Source organism: Picosynechococcus sp. PCC 11901, from assembly GCF_005577135.1.
GTDB lineage: Bacteria > Cyanobacteriota > Cyanobacteriia > Cyanobacteriales > MRBY01 > MRBY01.
Window position 1 is genome coordinate 2,683,608 of the sequence record NZ_CP040360.1, and the last position, 17,360, is coordinate 2,700,967.

The 17,360-nt window shown below is 50.3% G+C and carries 19 protein-coding genes; 15 read left to right on the plus strand and 4 right to left on the minus strand.

What is annotated here, in order from left to right:
- The first annotated feature begins 220 nt into the window (after positions 1–220).
- From FEK30_RS13990 to crtB, 3 genes are all read left to right on the plus strand, one after another.
- On the plus strand, positions 221–1,093 hold the full coding sequence (locus tag FEK30_RS13990; RefSeq protein WP_138073519.1) for a universal stress protein: 873 nt from the start codon (positions 221–223) through the stop codon (positions 1,091–1,093).
- Positions 1,094–1,262: 169 nt separating this feature from the next.
- Entirely contained in the window at positions 1,263–2,678 is a 1,416-nt protein-coding gene (pds, locus tag FEK30_RS13995; protein ID WP_030006437.1) for a 15-cis-phytoene desaturase, read from the plus strand.
- Positions 2,679–2,814: 136 nt separating this feature from the next.
- Complete coding sequence (crtB, locus tag FEK30_RS14000) at positions 2,815–3,756, plus strand: 15-cis-phytoene synthase CrtB (RefSeq protein ID WP_012307546.1); 942 nt, start codon at positions 2,815–2,817, stop codon at positions 3,754–3,756.
- A 60-nt stretch (positions 3,757–3,816) separates the two neighbouring features.
- On the opposite strand, the gene FEK30_RS14005 is transcribed toward crtB, so the two are convergent.
- Positions 3,817–4,212: a response regulator gene (locus FEK30_RS14005; protein WP_012307547.1), complete on the minus strand. Its 396-nt coding sequence runs from the start codon at positions 4,210–4,212 to the stop codon at positions 3,817–3,819.
- A 319-nt stretch (positions 4,213–4,531) separates the two neighbouring features.
- Here FEK30_RS14005 and FEK30_RS14010 point away from each other — a divergent pair, with 319 nt between their 5' ends.
- Positions 4,532–7,048: a DNA gyrase/topoisomerase IV subunit A gene (locus tag FEK30_RS14010; protein WP_168191153.1), complete on the plus strand. Its 2,517-nt coding sequence runs from the start codon at positions 4,532–4,534 to the stop codon at positions 7,046–7,048.
- Here the strand turns inward: FEK30_RS14010 and FEK30_RS14015 are convergent.
- Entirely contained in the window at positions 7,023–7,214 is a 192-nt protein-coding gene (locus FEK30_RS14015) for a hypothetical protein (RefSeq protein ID WP_099240828.1), read from the minus strand. The genes FEK30_RS14010 and FEK30_RS14015 overlap by 26 nt on opposite strands.
- A 134-nt stretch (positions 7,215–7,348) precedes the next feature.
- On the opposite strand from FEK30_RS14015, the gene FEK30_RS14020 reads away from it, so the two are divergent.
- The 3 genes from FEK30_RS14020 to FEK30_RS14030 all read left to right on the plus strand — a co-directional run bounded on the left by FEK30_RS14020 (position 7,349) and on the right by FEK30_RS14030 (position 9,125).
- Positions 7,349–8,140 carry an ABC transporter permease gene (locus FEK30_RS14020; protein WP_065710975.1) on the plus strand — a complete coding sequence of 264 codons (792 nt, stop codon included), beginning with the start codon at positions 7,349–7,351 and terminating at the stop codon, positions 8,138–8,140.
- Between the two features lie 50 nt (positions 8,141–8,190).
- Positions 8,191–8,418: a photosystem II assembly protein Psb34 gene (gene psb34, locus FEK30_RS14025; protein ID WP_255447893.1), complete on the plus strand. Its 228-nt coding sequence runs from the start codon at positions 8,191–8,193 to the stop codon at positions 8,416–8,418.
- Positions 8,419–8,801: 383 nt separating this feature from the next.
- Positions 8,802–9,125: a translation initiation factor gene (locus FEK30_RS14030; RefSeq protein WP_138073521.1), complete on the plus strand. Its 324-nt coding sequence runs from the start codon at positions 8,802–8,804 to the stop codon at positions 9,123–9,125.
- Here the strand turns inward: FEK30_RS14030 and FEK30_RS14035 are convergent.
- Positions 9,122–10,015: a ChaN family lipoprotein gene (locus FEK30_RS14035; protein ID WP_138073522.1), complete on the minus strand. Its 894-nt coding sequence runs from the start codon at positions 10,013–10,015 to the stop codon at positions 9,122–9,124. The genes FEK30_RS14030 and FEK30_RS14035 overlap by 4 nt on opposite strands.
- Before the next feature lie 137 nt (positions 10,016–10,152).
- On the opposite strand from FEK30_RS14035, the gene FEK30_RS14040 reads away from it, so the two are divergent.
- The 8 genes from FEK30_RS14040 to FEK30_RS14075 all read left to right on the plus strand — a co-directional run bounded on the left by FEK30_RS14040 (position 10,153) and on the right by FEK30_RS14075 (position 16,575).
- Entirely contained in the window at positions 10,153–10,566 is a 414-nt protein-coding gene (locus FEK30_RS14040; protein WP_138073523.1) for a VOC family protein, read from the plus strand.
- 46 nt (positions 10,567–10,612) lie between these two features.
- Positions 10,613–11,209, plus strand: coding sequence for a hypothetical protein (locus FEK30_RS14045; RefSeq protein WP_138073524.1), 597 nt, complete (start codon positions 10,613–10,615; stop codon positions 11,207–11,209).
- 79 nt (positions 11,210–11,288) lie between these two features.
- A complete protein-coding gene (locus FEK30_RS14050; RefSeq protein ID WP_138073525.1) occupies positions 11,289–11,945 on the plus strand; it encodes a YdcF family protein in 657 nt (218 codons plus the stop codon).
- A gap of 30 nt (positions 11,946–11,975) precedes the next feature.
- On the plus strand, positions 11,976–12,440 hold the full coding sequence (gene ybiA, locus FEK30_RS14055) for a riboflavin biosynthesis intermediates N-glycosidase (RefSeq protein WP_138073526.1): 465 nt from the start codon (positions 11,976–11,978) through the stop codon (positions 12,438–12,440).
- A gap of 88 nt (positions 12,441–12,528) precedes the next feature.
- On the plus strand, positions 12,529–13,740 hold the full coding sequence (locus tag FEK30_RS14060) for an FAD-dependent hydroxylase (protein ID WP_138073527.1): 1,212 nt from the start codon (positions 12,529–12,531) through the stop codon (positions 13,738–13,740).
- 90 nt (positions 13,741–13,830) lie between these two features.
- Entirely contained in the window at positions 13,831–14,349 is a 519-nt protein-coding gene (locus FEK30_RS14065) for a hypothetical protein (RefSeq protein ID WP_255447894.1), read from the plus strand.
- 59 nt (positions 14,350–14,408) lie between these two features.
- Positions 14,409–15,299 carry a hypothetical protein gene (locus FEK30_RS14070; protein WP_012307561.1) on the plus strand — a complete coding sequence of 297 codons (891 nt, stop codon included), beginning with the start codon at positions 14,409–14,411 and terminating at the stop codon, positions 15,297–15,299.
- A gap of 97 nt (positions 15,300–15,396) precedes the next feature.
- Positions 15,397–16,575 carry an esterase-like activity of phytase family protein gene (locus tag FEK30_RS14075; RefSeq protein WP_339374195.1) on the plus strand — a complete coding sequence of 393 codons (1,179 nt, stop codon included), beginning with the start codon at positions 15,397–15,399 and terminating at the stop codon, positions 16,573–16,575.
- Here FEK30_RS14075 and FEK30_RS14080 read toward each other — a convergent pair.
- Entirely contained in the window at positions 16,521–17,294 is a 774-nt protein-coding gene (locus tag FEK30_RS14080; RefSeq protein WP_012307563.1) for an HAD family hydrolase, read from the minus strand. The two genes, FEK30_RS14075 and FEK30_RS14080, sit on opposite strands and share 55 nt — an antisense overlap.
- Positions 17,295–17,360 lie beyond the last annotated feature (66 nt).

Sequence of the window (17,360 nt, forward strand, 5' to 3'; positions counted from 1 at the left end):
AATAGTCAAGTTTATTCCGACTAAGAGCATCCACTGGTGAACGTGAATATTTTTCACTGGCCTCCTTCTCAAGCCTGATCACAACGGCATCACGCTAGGGATGTGGGGGTAGGGAAAAAATTCCAAACGATTTATTGACTTGCAGTTCAACTTCTTCGGGGAGAAGTGCTACCGTAAAGAAAATTTTGATTCTTAGCCCACAATTTTTAGCGATATTGCCATGTTTCATAGCGCCTTAGTCTGTACAGATTTTTCCGATGGCTTAGATCGACTCACTGGCTGCATCGCAAATCTGGTACAGGGAGGACTATCCCGAATTGTTTTTTTCCATAGTGTGCCCCTCTGGACAGAAGGCAATATCCCCCGCATTGACAAAGAAAAAGTTGCCGCTGCCCAAGCCCATCTTTCCAAGGCCCTCACCCAGGTGCCGGCTGGTGCAGATGTCAAAGTAGAAATTGTTTCTGGGAATGCCCTCGATAATATTCCCCAAGTCCTTGAGCAATATCAATGTGATGTCATCTTGGTGGGCACCCCCATCAAAAATTTAATCCAAGAAAAAATGTTTGGCAGTACGAGCCTGGGTCTGATCAAGTCTCTGAAAAAGCCGATCATGATCCTCCGGCCCCAGATTGTCTCTACCTATACTTGTGAGGAGTTGGCGCTGCGTTGCCGCCATCTGTGGCGATATCTGCTGCTTCCCTACAATGGCAGTGATGAGGCGAAATATTTAATTGAACAGGTGAAGACTTTTGCGAAAAATGCGCCCCCAGGGGCGATCGCCAATTGTTTTTTGTTGTCCGTCCTTGATAATTCTGGTATCCAGCGCATTCAGATTGAATATCTCCAAAAGGAAGCCGAGGAAAAACTCGCGAAAGTTAAAGGGGAGCTAGAAGCCTTGGGACTGACGGTCAAAACCGCCGTTAAAATCGGCAATCCCCTCAGTGAAACCCTCGACATTGCCGTCAAAGAAGATATTAGTGCGATCGCCATCGCCAGCAAACCCCGCAATCAACTCCTTGAACTCACGGTGCATAGCTATGCCAGCGATTTATTGCACCGCAGTTGGTTCCCGACCCTATTTTTTCCGATGTAGGTAATCTGGCATCAAAATAAAGGCGATCGCCCTTGCCGCAATTTAGACCGTTAATTTTGTGGAAAATCAAGGGATTTCTGGAGAAAAACTCAAATGTAACGAATTGCAAAGTATAATGAACAACATCTAATTTTTAGTTGTCGTTCGTTAGAGTAGGAAGCCCTTCACCATGCGAGTTGCGATCGCCGGAGCCGGATTAGCAGGATTATCCTGTGCGAAATACCTTGTTGATGCAGGACATACTCCTATTGTCCTCGAAAGAAGAGACGTTCTCGGTGGCAAAGTCGCCGCATGGCAAGACGAAGATGGAGACTGGTACGAAACTGGTTTACATATCTTTTTTGGAGCCTATCCCAATATGCTCCAGCTCTTTAAAGAACTCAACATCGAAGATCGTCTGCAGTGGAAAGAACATACGATGATCTTCAATCAACCCGACGCTCCTGGTACCTATTCCCGGTTTGACTTCCCCGATCTGCCCGCTCCCATCAACGGTGTGTTTGCCATCCTCCGCAACAACGACATGCTCACCTGGGAAGAAAAGATCAAATTTGGCATCGGCTTAATTCCGGCGATGGTACAGGGCCAAAAATATGTCGAAGACATGGACAAATATTCCTGGTCTGAATGGATGAAGAAACAGGGAATCCCTGAGCGGGTCGAAAAAGAAGTCTTCATCGCCATGTCCAAGGCCTTGAACTTCATCAACCCCGATGAAATTTCTGCCACCATTCTGCTCACCGCCCTTAACCGCTTCCTCCAAGAAAAGAACGGCTCAAAGATGGCCTTCCTCGATGGCTCTCCCACCGAACGCCTCTGCCAACCCATCGTGGACTACATCACTGAACGGGGCGGCGAAGTCCATCTCAACCGTCCCCTCAAAGAAATTCAACTCAACGAAGATGGCTCTGTAAAAGGCTTCCTGCTGCGTGGTCTAAACGGTGCCGAAGACGAATTCTTTACCGCTGATGCCTATGTATCAGCGATGCCTGTTGATCCCCTCAAGGTAATGTTGCCCAAGCCTTGGAAAGAAATGTCCTTTTTCCAGAAACTGGATGGCCTCGAAGGCGTCCCGGTAATCAACCTGCATATGTGGTTTGATCGCAAATTAACCGATGTGGATCATCTCCTCTTTTCGCGATCGCCTTTATTAAGCGTGTATGCGGACATGAGCAACACTTGCCGTGGCTACTACAGCGACAAATCCATGTTAGAGCTGGTCTTGGCCCCCGCGAAGGACTGGATTAGCAAGTCCGATGAGGAGATCATCGCCGCCACCATGGAGGAATTGCAACAACTCTTCCCCGATGACTTTACGGGTGATAATCAAGCCAAACTTTTGAAGTACCATGTGGTGAAAACTCCCCGCTCCGTTTACAAGTCAACCCCCGGTCGCCAAGATCACCGTCCCTCCCAGGAGACACCCATCTCTAACTTCTTCCTCACTGGGGACTACACAATGCAGCGCTATCTCGCCAGTATGGAAGGGGCCGTCCTCTCCGGGAAACTCACCGCCCAAGCTGTTGCGAAAGCGGCTGAAACCACCCTTGCTGACCAGGCCACCACTGTTTCCGTTGCCGCATAAAATCAGTCCGTGGGAGACTTCTTGACAAAATTAAGATTAATTTCCCATTTGACTCGTACAATGCGACAATCATTATGGCTTTTTTTGCCCACGGGGAGGCCCGGAAACGACTCCCCAGACACTTCGCCCGCAACGCATGCTGCAATTGTCTAGACTTCAACCTTCCCCACCCACTGCCTCGTCCTTCATCTCCCGTGAAGAGGCCTACGAATATTGTCGTACTGTTACGGCGATGTATTCTAAGACGTTTTACCTAGGCACCCTCCTCATGCCCAAGGAAAAACGCGAGGCAATTTGGGCCATTTATGTCTGGTGTCGTCGCACCGATGAACTGGTTGATGGGCCAGAAGCGGTTAATACTACCCCAGAAACCCTCGATCAATGGGAGCGGGATCTCGAATCTGTATTTGCGGGGCAACCGGTTGCCGATCCAGATGTGGCCTTGGTGGATAGCTTGAATCGCTTTCCCCTTGATATCCAACCCTTTCGGGACATGATTGCTGGGCAGCGCATGGATTTGTATCGCAGTCGCTATGAAACATTTGAGGACTTGGAGCTCTATTGCTATCGAGTCGCTGGGACTGTGGGCCTGATGTCCGGGGCGGTCATGGGTTTAGAAAATCGCACGAATACGGCCCCCTGGAATCGTCAAAGCCAGTCTCAGATGCCGACGGAAGAGGCGATCGCCCTGGGGATTGCCAATCAACTAACGAACATTCTCCGGGATGTGGGGGAAGACCGGGGCCGTGGTCGCATTTACCTGCCCCTAGAAGATTTAGCGCTATTTAACTATTCCGAAAAGGACTTGTTTGCGGGGGTCATCGATGAGCGGTGGCGATCGCTAATGAAATTTCAAATTAAGCGGGCCCGCCATTACTACCAAATTGCCGAGCGAGGAATTCGGTCGCTCCATCCCGATGCCCGCTGGCCGGTGTGGTCTGCCTTGATGTTGTACCAAGGGATCCTCGATATCATCGAGAAAAATGACTACGATGTTTTTAACCGCCGCGCCTATGTGCCGACGGCTAAGAAAATGGTTTATCTGCCCGTTGCCCTACTGCGATCGCAAGTGTTGTAAACCATTAACGTCAACGGATTTTCCCTGAAGCAAAAAAAGGCGATCGCCAAGTTTTATTGGTTACTCTCCGATTAGGCGATGGATCTGCTGCAAAAAATCATCATAATCAACCACTGGCTTAGAAATATAACCCTCAGCCCCACTCTTGCTCAGGAAGGTTTCGCGATCGCCTTGCATCGCGTGGGCTGTCACTAAAATCACTGGAATTTCCTTCGTCTGGGGATCTGCTTTGAGCATTTGGGTAATCCGAATTCCATCCACTGACTCCCCTTCATAGAGACTGGCCGTTAGGGAAACATCCATCATCACCAGATCAACCTTTCCCGCTGACGTTAAGGCCATAATTTCCCCGACATTCTCAGAGCAGAGCACATCGAACTGGCCCCGTTTCTGCAAAATTGTGCTGAAAACACGCACATTAATCGGATCATCTTCAACTATCAATATCGTGGCCATAACTACTTTCTTGAGATTAGGGACAACTGCAAACAATCAATTCTGGGATTCACTATGGCGTAATCACTGGGGTCTTGCGGGCCATTGAGCAGAAGCACAATATATCATCTCTGTCACCTCGATTATTACCCCCTTAAATTAAAGACATCGCGTAACTTATTTCTACCCAAAGCAAAGCGAATCCATAACAATGTTTTTTGCGACAGAGAGCCCTATGCCTTTATGGTGAAAAAGATGCAAACGCTTGTAAAGATTTAAGAATCAACAGTATATTCCTTGAAAACAGCGTTCCCCATTATTGTCCAATCAGCATAAATTCATGGCACAACAACTCGATCTGCTCCAGTCCGGTCACATTATCCCGACAGCGCTCCATGTGGAAATGGAACAGTCCTATATGGAATATGCGATGAGTGTGATCGTCGGACGGGCATTGCCGGATGTGCGGGATGGTCTTAAACCAGTGCATCGGCGGATTTTGTATGCGATGTATGAGTTGGGCTTAAGTCCGGATCGCCCTTACCGCAAATGTGCGCGGGTGGTGGGGGATGTGTTGGGGAAGTATCATCCCCACGGCGATCAGTCCGTTTACGATGCCTTGGTGCGGTTGGTGCAGGATTTCTCGACGCGCTATCCGTTGTTGGCGGGACATGGGAATTTTGGTTCGATTGACAATGATCCGCCGGCGGCGATGCGGTATACGGAAACGCGGTTATCGCCTGTGAGTTTTGAGGCGATGTTGGCGCAGATTAGTGAGGATATTGTTGATTTTACGGATAATTTTGATGGGTCACAGCAGGAACCGGTGGTGCTGCCGGTACAGTTGCCGATCTTGCTGCTGAATGGCTCTTCGGGGATTGCGGTGGGGATGGCAACGAATATGCCGCCGCACAATTTGGGGGAAGTGGTGGATGGGTTGATCGCTTTGATTGATGATCCAGAAATTGAGGATGAGAAGTTATGGGCAATTATTCCTGCGCCGGATTTTCCGACAGGGGGAGAAATCGTTGATCTCGCTGGGGTGCGCGACGCCTACCGGACGGGACGGGGCATTATTCCGATGCGGGGCATTGTCCATTTGGAAGTGCTGCAGGTGGGGCGGAAACGGAAGCGGGATGTGAATGCGCTGGTGGTGACGGAACTGCCCTATCAGGTGAATAAGGCGGCGTGGATTGAAAAGATCGCGGATCTGGTGAATGATGGCAAGATTTCGGGGATTTCGGATATTCGGGATGAGAGTGATCGCCAAGGGATGCGGGTAGTGATTGAACTGAAGCGGGATGCGGAACCGGAGAAGGTTTTGAAGCTGCTTTATAAGAAAACGGCGTTGCAGTCCAATTTTGGGGCAATTTTACTGTCTTTGGTGAATAATCAGCCGCGCCAGTTGTCATTAAAGGCGATTTTGCAGGAATTTCTTAAATTTCGGGAGGAAACGGTCACTCGGCAATATCGGTATGAGTTAGAGCAGAAGGAAACGCGGCAACATTCGGTGGAGGGGTTATTACTCGCGCTGAATAATTTGGATGCGGTGATCGACATTTTGCGGAATGCGGCGGATGGCACGACGGCAAAACAGCAGTTTCAGGCGGCATTGGGGTTTAGTGAGAGTCAGTCGGATGCGATTTTGGCGATGCCGATGCGACGGTTAACGGGCTTGGAACGGCAAAAACTGGAACAGGAGTCAACGGAACTGGCGACGGAGATTGGCAAGTTAAATAAGTTGTTGAGCGATCGCCACGAATTACTCAAGGCACTAAAGCGGGAATTGCGCAGTTTAAAACGGAAATTTGCCGACCCGCGTCGCACCCGTTTACCGGATGTGCCATCCCCCGAACCGGAACCTGTCACAGTCGAGGCGGAGCCAGACACCCCCGCAGCGACCCCGAAGAAAAAACGCCAATCCCGCAAAAAGGAGGAACCCGTGCTTGCCCTCCTGCCGCAACTAACGGAGACTTCCCATGTGGCGATCGCCGCGTCGGGAGGGGTGTATTGGGGTAATGATGATGCGGGGCTATTGGATGAGGAACCGACCATTTTTAAGGCGCAGATTGGTACGCAGGAAAATTTAATCGTCTGCACCGATCAAGGAAAAGCCTTTCCGGTGGCGATCGCCGATTTACCCTACCAAGAACAGCGGGATAAGCCCCAGTTAATCGATTTATTACCGGATCATGCCCTACGGGATAATTATCAGCCGATTACCCAGTTTTTATTGCCCGATAATTTAGCAGAGTACGATTTACTTTTACTTACAGCCCAAGGACGGATTAAACGTCTCCCGGTGATCGAACTTGAAAGTTTCACCAGTCGCGGCTTGAGTTTGATTAAGCTCAAGGACAAGGACACCCTCAAATTCGCCTGTTTCGTGAAGGGGGGTGAGCAGGTGGCGATCGCCGTCAGCAGTGGGCGGGTCTTGCATTTGCCCGTAAACGATCACGAAATCCCCGTGATGGGCAGAACCTCCCAAGGGAACCAAGCCCTGCGCCTCCGCTTTAACGAGCAAATTGTCGCCTGTGTTCCCTGCCAACGGCACAACGAACTTTACTTAATCTCCGAGGAAGGCTACGGCAAAAAATTAGCCGCCAGCAGCTTACGGCTCGGTAAACGGGGTGACATGGGCAACCATGTGATGCGCTTTGAATCAAAAACTGATCTGCTCCTCACACTTTTCGTTCCCGATCAGCAGGGATTTTTATTAGTAAAAGATTCCCAAGAAAACCTTGATCTGTTGCCTTTAAGTAAATTTAATCTGGCTGAAAAGGATAGCGCAGGACAAAGACTGGTGAAATTAACTGGGGGCGATCGCCTCGTTAATTGTTATCTGAGTGGGTCGTAGAAGCCATAAAAAAGAGGGGATAAATTTCCCCTCCGTGGTCATTGCCTTTGAGCTTGTTTTTGAGCATTTTATTGCGTTTTTTTAGTTGCCGTTGACGGGCCGCGCCGCCTTTGCCTTTATCGTTACGACCCCGACGCCGGGGACTTTCCCAACTTTTGATGCGCATCGGATTAATGGTAATTTTCTGAACTTCTTTTTTCGACAATAACACAAATGGCCTAGATTTTTCTGCGCGGCCTAAAACTCAGCCATGGGTTAAACTTTCAGCCTATGATAAAAACGACTTTTTTCTGGGAGATTATGGTGCGATCGCCGTTTCGAAAAGCACAGGTTTTATTCACTACCTACTACGCCTACATGGTGGAATATCGGGCCGAGCTATTTTTTTGGGTGCTCAACTCGTCCCTACCGATTATCCTGTTGGGGGTCTGGACAGAAGCCTCGAACCAAGTGGAGTTGCCCCTGTCTGCGATTGAATTTGCCCGCTACTTTATCGCCGTCTTTTTTATTCGCCAACTGACCCTCGTCTGGGTGATCTGGGAATTTGAAAAGGAAGTCTCCCAGGGAAAATTGTCCTTTGCTCTACTCCAACCCATTGATCCCGTTTGGCGACATTTTGCGAGCCATGTGTCGGAACGATTTGCGCGTCTGCCCTTTAGCATTGCCCTGGTGCTCTTGTTTTTTGCCCTTTATCCCCAGGCATTTTGGGTACCGAGCTTGACCCAGGTACTGCTCTGTATTCTGACGGCGGCGATCGCCTTTGGTCTGCGTTTCCTCCTGCAATACACCTTTGCGATGGCGGCCTTTTGGGTGGAACGGGCCAGCGCCATCGAACAAATTTGGTTTTTGTTTTATATTTTCCTCTCTGGCTATATCGCTCCCCTGGAAACCTTTCCGCCCCTCATGAAAGAAATTGCCCTGCTGACTCCCTTCCCCTATGTGGTGTATTTCCCCTCGGCGATCTTGATGGGGTTGCCGGTGCGTCTCACCGAAGGCTTCATTGTCATGGGCGTCTGGAGTTTGATTTTCTATGGCCTAAATCGCTACTTTTGGCGCAAAGGTTTGAAACATTATTCCGGCATGGGTGCGTAGGAAGCTTAACTTTTGTTGAGTTTTATTGATAGCTATAAAGTCCGGTTCCTATGATGATCGAACCCCCAAGGGGTTTAAAGATTGACAAATTTGAAGGAGCCACCATGCGCTACATGGAAGATGAAGACGGTAAGCTGAATAATTTTGCCCAAGAGCCCAAAATGTACCAAGCAGAGGCGAAAACAGCGAAAGAACAAAAAAATTTGCTGGTTATTGGTGTTCTAGGAGGCGTACTTGTGGCGACCCTCATCGGTGTCACGGTGCTGATCTCCGGTTAGGGGTCTGGTCTGGCGGCTAAGGAAGTCAGGCTACACTAAAGATGTGATGGATCAATCACATTTAAGAGGCGATCGCCATGAATGAAGGACTTCTTGCTGTTGAGATTATTGGGATTTTTACGGTTGCGTTTATAATTTTGACCCCAATTCTTTATTGGGTTTTACCGCACCATTTTTCTCTTTCCTGAAAGCAGTTTTGGTCAAGTTTTCTCGGGCTGTACCTGGCCCACCACAAGGATATTGATGGAATCAAGTTCACCAAGGGCGGCTATGTCGCTCTTTTTTGTGGGCATTTAAAATTTCAAAAAAAGTAGCTTGTAATCCAAGATCCCATAAAACCCGTAAGCTAGGGAAAAGTACACCCAATCGATTAAATGTGAACGATGGCGCGTAAAAAAGTTGTCTATCAAGAATTTGGTAACACTGTCCCAGACGAGACCCCGGAAATCGTTGATCTGCCGCCCCAACAACAAAGTCCCCGCATCCAAGCGAGCCGCTCTGGTCGTAAGGGCAAGACGGTAACTGTAATTACGGGACTACAACATTCCCCAGAGACGTTACAAAAACTTCTAAAGCAATTGAAAAATAAATGTGGCTCCGGGGGCACCCTCAAGGACAATACCCTAGAAATCCAGGGGGATCAGTGCCAGCCGATTCTCGCATTCCTCCTTGACCAAGGTTACAAGGCGAAAATTAGTGGTGGCTAGGGAATGGTCGGCGCTTCCGTCCACCAGAAAAGATCGGCAACCTCTGGCGTCGGGGTGAGATCAGGATTGGGATTGAGCAATACGATCTGCTGTTTTAGATTTTCGCCGAGGCGACGTTGCACCCGCTTAGGAATGCCATATCCATAAATGACATGACCTTGACCCGCGAGGGTAATGATTTGGGTCTTGGGGTTGCGTTGAGCAAAATTGGCGATCGCCTCGGCCATGGTTTCATCCCAGACCACCTGGGCGGCGAAAAAATTGTCAAAGTCAAAGTTGCCATGCTGACCATGGCCCGTAAAGGCCTCCTGGAGAAGCGCCTGATAACTTTCATTGCTCAAGTCTAAATCGCTGCGGGGAGGCAAATATTCAAAATCTGCCGCCTCTAAACTAGCCAAACCAACTGAGGATACCTGACGTACCACTTCATTGGGGGCATTGAGGGCGATCACTGGAATCTGTTTTTCCTGGGCAAAACGAAGAATGGGCGCATACAATTCCCAGTCAAAACCCCAACGGGTTTCATATTCTGTTTGGGCGACAAGGTCAGCTTCGCTAATTTCCCCGGCAATGTATTGATCTAAAACCCCTTGGAAGGGCCGTTGAAACATTTCCATGGCGATCGCCACCTGGGGATGATGGTCGTGGAGGGCTTTGATAATTTCTAACTGGGCGATGTGGTCAGCCTCGCTGGTGTGGTGTTCACCGAGGTAAATGACTTGCGCTGTTTTCAGGGTGGCGAGGGCAGCCCTGGCGTCGGTTGTGGGCGCGGTTTTGACAGTGATCGTCTCTAAAGTATTGCCGAAACTGTCATCGGCATAGGCGAAGGAGCCATAGAAAAAAATGCTTCCCCACAATAGCCAACCCCAAGCACTGCGCCATGCTCCCATAAACTTTTCCCCACAAATCTTTTTTTAGAAAACAAAGAGAACGCAAAAAACTATGGCTATGGTAACGCAGGGGATTTTTGGCGACAGATTTAGCCCTGGGGGAAAATTGATCTGTCCTCTACCGAAACCAGTCAACCATGCACCACGCTTCAATTCGCACCGCCGATATCCACCGGGCGATCGCCTTTTACGAACAGCTCGGTTTTGCCATGGAAACCCAGTTCACCACGGGGTACACCCTCGCCTGTTGGCTTAAAGGCCCCCTTGGACGTTTGGAACTCATCCAAATCCCCCAACCAAAGCCCGCCCCCGATGCCTTTGGTGATGAACATTATGTCGGCTACTATCATTTATCCTTTGACCTGACGGAAATCACGCCAGATTTAGCCACTTGGCTCGCCGATTTGCAACAAAATGCCCCGGAACCGATCACGGTTCTTCTAAAACCCCAACAGCAGATGATTGGCGATCGCATTTATGAGGTGATGTTCCTTGCCGATGCCGATGGTCTGCCCCTCGAATTTATCCGGTATCAGGGAGCACGAGCTTAAAATTGCCCTTTGCTACACTGGAGAGCCTGTGAATTTTTTCTCGCCCATGACCGACGAACAGCTCAAGCTTTTTTCTGTGGCCGATGCCCCCAATCCTTACCGCGTCGAACGCGCCCCCAGGCTTACCATGGGCAAAGAAAGCCTCCTGCAATGGAAGCAACGACTGCAAAACTTTCAGGACAAGGTTCGTCAAAATCCAGGCGCAAGCCAAACCAGTTTACTTTTTGAGACCCAGTCGAAGCCAGACCACTGGGACGCCGAAAAAATTGACCCCTTTACCCTGCCGCCGAAGCCCTGGGATTTCTATCGGGAGCGCTATGATCCCCTCCAAGAAGGTCAAGCGAATATTTACTTTGTCCTCGACCATGCGGTGCCATTGCTGCTCTATGTGGGGGAAACAAAATTATCGATTAAGCAACGCTGGAAAGGGGTTCACGATTGTAAAGATTACATTGATGCTTACATCAGCTTGCACCGTCAGTATGGCTTGAATGTGGCGGTCAATTTAGCGTTTAATGTGTCAGTCCCCACAGACCGTTCCCAACGGCTCGCCCTAGAACGGGATTTAATCTTGAAGTGGCGATCGCCGTTTAATAAAGAATGTTGGCGCTACTGGGGACAGCCCTTCCAGCGGCGGGGCTAAGATGGGGCTATGCTCCCCGTAAATTTTTCTACCCATTGCCTATAATTGGCGATGTTTCGCTTCCTCTTTTTCCCTTGGCATGGCTATTTCTCCTAGAAAAGTGGCGCGACCGCGATCGCCCCGACAGCAGCAAACAACGTTTTGCCGACGGCGCTGGTTTGTTTTGGGTCTAATTGGCCTAACCTGTGGGGCGATCGCCTACCAACGTATCCAAGGCGCTTTACGTCCAGCCAAAGCCATTTTTGTCCTTGGGGGCCACGAAGAACGGGAGCGGTTTGCGGCCCAGTTTGCCCAGGAACATCCGGATCTAAAAGTTTGGGTTTCCTCCGGTAGTCCACCGGAATATGCCCGCCAGATCTTTGCGAACTATCAAATCGAAGGCGATCGCCTCCAGCTCGATTACCAGGCCGAAGACACCGTCACCAACTTCACCAGCCTCGTAGACGAATTTAAACAAGAAAATATCGATAGCGTCTACCTCATCACCTCCGAAAACCACATGAACCGCGCCAAGCTCGTGGCCAGCATTGTTTTCGGCACCCGTGACATTGCCATTAAACCAGTGCCTGTCCCATCGGATAATCCCCCGGAAACGACGATGAAATGTATCCGCGATGGACTCCGCTCAATCCTCTGGGTGGTCACCGGCGAAACGGGCCGCGAATGGCAAACCCTGACTCAGATCCCCACCCAGGCGATCGCCCCCAGCACCAGACGGCCAGAGGAGAATTTATAATAGCTGAGGTTTTGCTTGCGCACAGGAGTCATGATGGAGTCAACCGCCGAACCGATTTATTTCTACAAGGCCCATGACCCCTATGGCTGTTTCTCGAATTTTTCCCTGCACCCGATCCACTGCGAAGCCCTAAATTGGCCTACCGTTGAGCATTTTTACCAGGCCCATAAATTTCTCCCTATCCACCAACAAGATCTCATCGACAAAATTCGCGCTGCCCCGACCCCAGAAATTGCCGCCGCCCTAGGCCGCGATCCCCAGCACCCCAAACGCCCCGATTGGGAAGAGGTTAAACGAACCGTGATGTGGCAAGGGGTTTGGACAAAATTTAAAACCCACCCTGACATTGCCCAAATTTTGCTGGCAACGGGGGACGCAGCAATTATTGAAAATTCCCCGGTGGACTATTACTGGGGCTGTGGTGCCGATGGCAGCGGGCACAATTATCTTGGCAAAGTGTTAATGCAGGTGCGCAGCCAACTACGCCAGGGATAATCACGCCATAGCCTTCTCTCTCGCGAAAATGTTACCTTTTGTTTAGGACAAGCCACGTCCTACGGTCTTTAGTTTCTCGCGCTCAGTAATGGAAAAATCTCACCTTGGGTTTGATGTGATCATTGTCGGTGGCGGTATTGTCGGGGTCACCCTCGCGGCCTGCCTCAAACGGACAAATCTGCGGATTGCCATCGTGGAAGCACAACCCCTTGATGTGGTGACCCAACGGCAGCGGGCCTATGCGATGTCCCTGCTTTCCCAGCGGCTTTTTCAGGAGTTGGGGGTTTGGGAGGCGATCGCCGCCCGTAGTGGCAAATACCGCAATATTCAACTGTCGGACGAAGATTTTTCTAGTGTCGTTAGATTCTCCCGCCAGGATCTCAAGACCGATTTTCTTGGGTTTTCGGGGCAGCACCAAGTTGTTCTTGAAACTCTCCAGGCTTCTCTGCGGGGCTATGGCAATATCCGCTGGTTCTGTCCAGCCCAAGTTACCGCCATTCACTACGAGTCTGAGCAGGCGATCGTGGAGTTATCTAGCGAAACCCAGGGGCAGATCAAGATTCAAGGGGCCTTGGTAGTTGGAGCCGACGGGCCGCGCTCTCTCGTGCGCCAAGGGGCAGGCATTAAAACGAGGGGTTGGAAATATTGGCAATCCTGTGTCACCTGCGTTGTCGAACATGATGCCCCCCGCAATGATGTTGCTTTTGAACGGTTCTGGGGTACGGGGCCGATGGGAGTTTTGCCCCTAACCGAAAATCGCTGTCAAATCGTCTGGACAAATCCCCATGCCGAAGCCCAACGCCTGAAAGAATTACCTCCGGAAGTTTTCCTAGAATATTTAGAACAACACACCGGCCCCCAGCTCGGTCACTTAAAATTGCTTGGCGATCGCCAGGTCTTTCCGGTGCAGCTGATGCAAGGCGATCGCTATGTGAATCATCGTCTCGCGTTGGTGGGAGATGCGGCCCATTGTTGTCACCCGGTGGGGGGCCAGGGTCTCAATTTAGGGATCCGCGATGCGGCGGCCCTCGCCCAAACCTTGATCGAAGCCCAGCAACGGGGCCAGGATCTAGGAAGTTTGGCTGTGTTGAAACGCTATGAACGGTGGCGCAAGCGTGAAAATCTGGTAATTCTTGGCTTTACGGATTTCCTCAACCGCCTTTTTTCCAACCGCATTTGGCCCGTGGTCTGGGTGCGCCGTCTGGGGCTGATTATGATGGCGAAATTTAATCCCCTGCGCCTGTTTGCGCTCAAACTCATGACCGGACAAAAGGGCCGTCAACCCCGCATTTTGGCGTAACTTTCTTGCTAGATTATTAATTTTTCGGGAGATTCTGGGAATTTGCGTTCAAAATTGAAACCAAGTGAGCGTAAATTTCCCAATCATCCCATGCGTTTTCAATTTATCTATCGGGCGATCGCCCCTGTGCTTCTGGCGAGTCTATTGTTCCTAACAGCCTGTGGTGGCAATGCCCCGGTTCCCCCCCCTGACCCGAACCCTGGGACTAATACTGAAGTCACCACCCCGGCAACGGAGACGGCCCAAACACCCCAAAAAGGCAGTGCTTTTAATCAATTTTTCCCAGCGGACAAAACCGAGGGCTATGACCGGGTCTTTACCCAAGAAAAAGAGGGTTTCGCGGAAATTAAATTAACCCTCAATGGTACAGAAATGGCAAAAATTTCCATCTCAGATACCGCCACCAATCTCGCTGCCCGCGATAAATTTGCCGATGCCGAAGAAACGGTTGATGGGTTCCCCCTCGTGGCCCAGGGAGCAAATGCCCATGCGGTTTTAGTGGGCGATCGCTATCAAGTGAAAGTGATGTCGCGGGATCCTAGTTTTGGCCCCGATGAGCGCAAGGCTTGGCTTGCCAAGGTGAATCTACAGGGTTTAGCGAGTTTATAAAGTCAATTTTTTGTAAACCACAGCCGTAATTTTCTATTGACTAAATTAGGAGGTTTTTCATGAGTGCTTCGATTGTGGAGTTGATGGATCAGTTACCCGAAAAAAATCTCACGACCATGCTTTTAAATGGTCTGGATTTTGTGGTGCCTGGGGAATGGACGAACATTGTTGGCTTCGACAATATGGTCAAAGCGGTGACGCGGGAAACCGATCCGGCAATTATCCAAGCGGTGCGCGATCGCGCCATTGTCCTCTACAGCGACAAATCCCAGGGTTATCAGCGGGCGATGTGGATCTACCAAACCGTTGACCAGGCGGATAAAGCATTGGCGGCGGCAGCCCTGGCGAATAAAGTGGGCGACAAAATCCCCTTGGTAGGTGGCTTGATGCAGAAAGTGACCCCCAACGCTGATAAAGCTCAGGCGATTGATTTATGTCTAAAGCTGGTCGCCGAAATTACCTGTTTTTGTCAGATTAATGGCATTCCGGGGGATAGTCTGGGAGATTTCATGAAGGCGATCGCCGACTACAGTGGCGAAGAATTGATGCGGATTGCGACCCTGATTTGTGTGGATGGTTTGATTCCCCTGGGGCCAGATTTCCTCCAAAAAATTGACCGCACCTTAAATAATCTTTCGGCGGGAGAACTCAGCAATAATCCAGCCTTTGGTCGTGTCGGAGAATTCTTGCCGGGTGGGAATCCTGCGGGGAAATTGGCCTTTATTAACCGCAGCTTTAGCTCCATGCAGGGCTGGATGAGCGGCTTTGTGAGCGCCCGTGGTTTGACCCCCGAAAAAATCATGGATCATATCCAAGGGTTTGTGGAAGTTTCCGATAACAAGCTCGATTATGTGGCGGCCTTCTTGGATCTCAGTACCAACTATTACGAACACACAGGCACCCAAACCGTTGCCCGGCGGCTCATTGACCGCGCCTACGGAGAAATCTAAAACCAGCCATTACCAGGCAAATTTTGATAATCTGCTAGTTTAAGGGAGGAAAATCACCTCTCTTTTTTGTTGTGTTGTGGGAAAGCCAAAAGCCGTGATGAAGCCGAAAAATACCTGGTGGCGATCGCCAAAAATTTTATGGATCAAGTTTTGTCTGATTGGCAGCTTACTGATCGGTTGTACCCCCGTTGTCCCCCCGGCAGAAAGCAATCCCCGCACCTTTGCCCCCCTGAGCGTAGAATTCCTAGACGAATATTGGTTACCCAAAACAGAGTTTCAAGGGACAACAGTCGGCGGCCTATCGGCTCTCTATTACGATGCCCAGACCGGTGATTATTATGCCCTGAGTGACGACCGTTCCCAGTTTGCCCCGGCCCGCTTTTATACCTTCGATCTGGACATCGACGAAACCGGAGCCATTCCCCAAATCCAGCAGCTCAACCTCAAGGGCATGACGCCTTTAACCACCCCTGACGGTGAAACCTTTGCCCCAGGAAGCCTTGACCCAGAAGGATTGATTCTCTCGCCCCGCAATACGTTATTTATTTCCAGCGAGGGAGATACCGACGCCGCCATTGACCCGTTTGTGAAAGAATTTGACCGCGGAGGGCACGAATTAACTTCCCTCAGAATTCCCCAACGTTTTCTAACAGGCGATCGCCAGCGGGGTGTGCGCAATAATTTAGGATTTGAATCCTTGGCCATTTCTGCTCCTTCCCAAGCCGCCGTTGATCCCTTTCGGATTTTTGTCGCTCCAGAATCATCCCTTTATCAAGACACGCGTTCTGATAATGTGGGTGCGCCCATCCGTCTACTGCATTACGTTATCAATCCCATCGGCGAACCTGTGTTAATCGCCGAACACCTCTATCCTTTAGAACCTGCACCCCAAGGAACCTTTTCCAATGGCCTGGTGGAAATGATTGCCCTCCCCCAGGAAGGCTATTTCCTCAGCCTGGAGCGCAGCTATGGCCTTGGGGGGGTTGGTGCGAAACTGTTCCAGGTAACCATTGGCAATGCCACCGACACTGCCCGCATCGAATCCCTTGCCGGAAATCCAGAGACCGTTGTCCCCATGCAGAAAACCCTATTGCTGGATCTGCGACAGTTGGGGATTGGTCTCGATAACCTAGAAGGTATGACCCTAGGGCCACAGCTTGCCGATGGCAGCCAAAGTTTACTGTTGATCAGCGATGATAATTTCAGTACCGATCAGGTAAATCAACTTTTGCTTTTTCGCTTGAGTAATTCGGCGGCTAAAGTCACATCAAAATAAGGCCAAGTCCCCACCTCTCCGGCCAATACTGTAAAGGGTTGATCCGGTTCACCTAGATCACTGAGTACCAGGTCAGCCCCTGTAAAATCTTGGTTGGCGGTGTAGTTATTCACTGTGACGACGGTGGTGAGGCCCGCATCCCGTGATGAAAGCCAGCCATTACCGGAATCCTCAAAGGCGACACATTGATCGGCCCGGAGATTCATTTTTTCGAGGGCATAGAAAAAGATATCGGGGGCCGGTTTTTTCTGGGGGACCATGTCGCCAGCGGCAATAACCTCAAACCAATCCATGGCATCGGGGGCGAGGGAATGGGTCAATAGGGCGGTGACATTGGCTGGGGTAGTGGTGGTGGCGATCGCCAAACGAATGCCTTGATCCCGTGCTTCTTGGATCAGTCGTCTAACGCCGGGGCGCAATGGTAAAACTTCATTGGCTAACAAATCGCAGTAATGCTGGGTTTTGCGGGCATGGAGATCCTTGATAAAAGCAGTCAGATCACCGACCGATGGCATTTGTGGCTGCCAAGATTCAATGTAAAAACGAATTCTTTCTTTACCCCCCGTCACCTTCAGGAGCTGACCGTATAGATCCACCGACCAATCCCAGGGCAAACCGACATCCGCAAAGGCGCGGTTAAAGGCGACGCGGTGGGCATCCTTTTCCGTGTTGGCCAGGGTGCCATCCACATCAAAAATCAGGGCTTCTAGTTGTCCCATGTAAAACCTCAACTATTTTTATCGTCCCCACTGTACTGGGAAATTGTCTGCAATACCGAAAAGTTG

Bases quoted from the DNA above. Each gene is read 5' to 3' on its own strand.
- FEK30_RS13990 (WP_138073519.1), top strand. From the start codon at position 221: ATGTTTCATAGCGCCTTAGTCTGTACAGATTTTTCCGATGGCTTAGAT.
- pds (WP_030006437.1), top strand. From the start codon at position 1,263: ATGCGAGTTGCGATCGCCGGAGCCGGATTAGCAGGATTATCCTGTGCG.
- crtB (WP_012307546.1), top strand. From the start codon at position 2,815: ATGCTGCAATTGTCTAGACTTCAACCTTCCCCACCCACTGCCTCGTCC.
- FEK30_RS14005 (WP_012307547.1), bottom strand. From the start codon at position 4,212: ATGGCCACGATATTGATAGTTGAAGATGATCCGATTAATGTGCGTGTT.
- FEK30_RS14010 (WP_168191153.1), top strand. From the start codon at position 4,532: ATGGCACAACAACTCGATCTGCTCCAGTCCGGTCACATTATCCCGACA.
- FEK30_RS14015 (WP_099240828.1), bottom strand. From the start codon at position 7,214: ATGCGCATCAAAAGTTGGGAAAGTCCCCGGCGTCGGGGTCGTAACGAT.
- FEK30_RS14020 (WP_065710975.1), top strand. From the start codon at position 7,349: ATGGTGCGATCGCCGTTTCGAAAAGCACAGGTTTTATTCACTACCTAC.
- psb34 (WP_255447893.1), top strand. From the start codon at position 8,191: ATGATGATCGAACCCCCAAGGGGTTTAAAGATTGACAAATTTGAAGGA.
- FEK30_RS14030 (WP_138073521.1), top strand. From the start codon at position 8,802: ATGGCGCGTAAAAAAGTTGTCTATCAAGAATTTGGTAACACTGTCCCA.
- FEK30_RS14035 (WP_138073522.1), bottom strand. From the start codon at position 10,015: ATGGGAGCATGGCGCAGTGCTTGGGGTTGGCTATTGTGGGGAAGCATT.
- FEK30_RS14040 (WP_138073523.1), top strand. From the start codon at position 10,153: ATGCACCACGCTTCAATTCGCACCGCCGATATCCACCGGGCGATCGCC.
- FEK30_RS14045 (WP_138073524.1), top strand. From the start codon at position 10,613: ATGACCGACGAACAGCTCAAGCTTTTTTCTGTGGCCGATGCCCCCAAT.
- FEK30_RS14050 (WP_138073525.1), top strand. From the start codon at position 11,289: ATGGCTATTTCTCCTAGAAAAGTGGCGCGACCGCGATCGCCCCGACAG.
- ybiA (WP_138073526.1), top strand. From the start codon at position 11,976: ATGATGGAGTCAACCGCCGAACCGATTTATTTCTACAAGGCCCATGAC.
- FEK30_RS14060 (WP_138073527.1), top strand. From the start codon at position 12,529: ATGGAAAAATCTCACCTTGGGTTTGATGTGATCATTGTCGGTGGCGGT.
- FEK30_RS14065 (WP_255447894.1), top strand. From the start codon at position 13,831: ATGCGTTTTCAATTTATCTATCGGGCGATCGCCCCTGTGCTTCTGGCG.
- FEK30_RS14070 (WP_012307561.1), top strand. From the start codon at position 14,409: ATGAGTGCTTCGATTGTGGAGTTGATGGATCAGTTACCCGAAAAAAAT.
- FEK30_RS14075 (WP_339374195.1), top strand. From the start codon at position 15,397: ATGAAGCCGAAAAATACCTGGTGGCGATCGCCAAAAATTTTATGGATC.
- FEK30_RS14080 (WP_012307563.1), bottom strand. From the start codon at position 17,294: ATGGGACAACTAGAAGCCCTGATTTTTGATGTGGATGGCACCCTGGCC.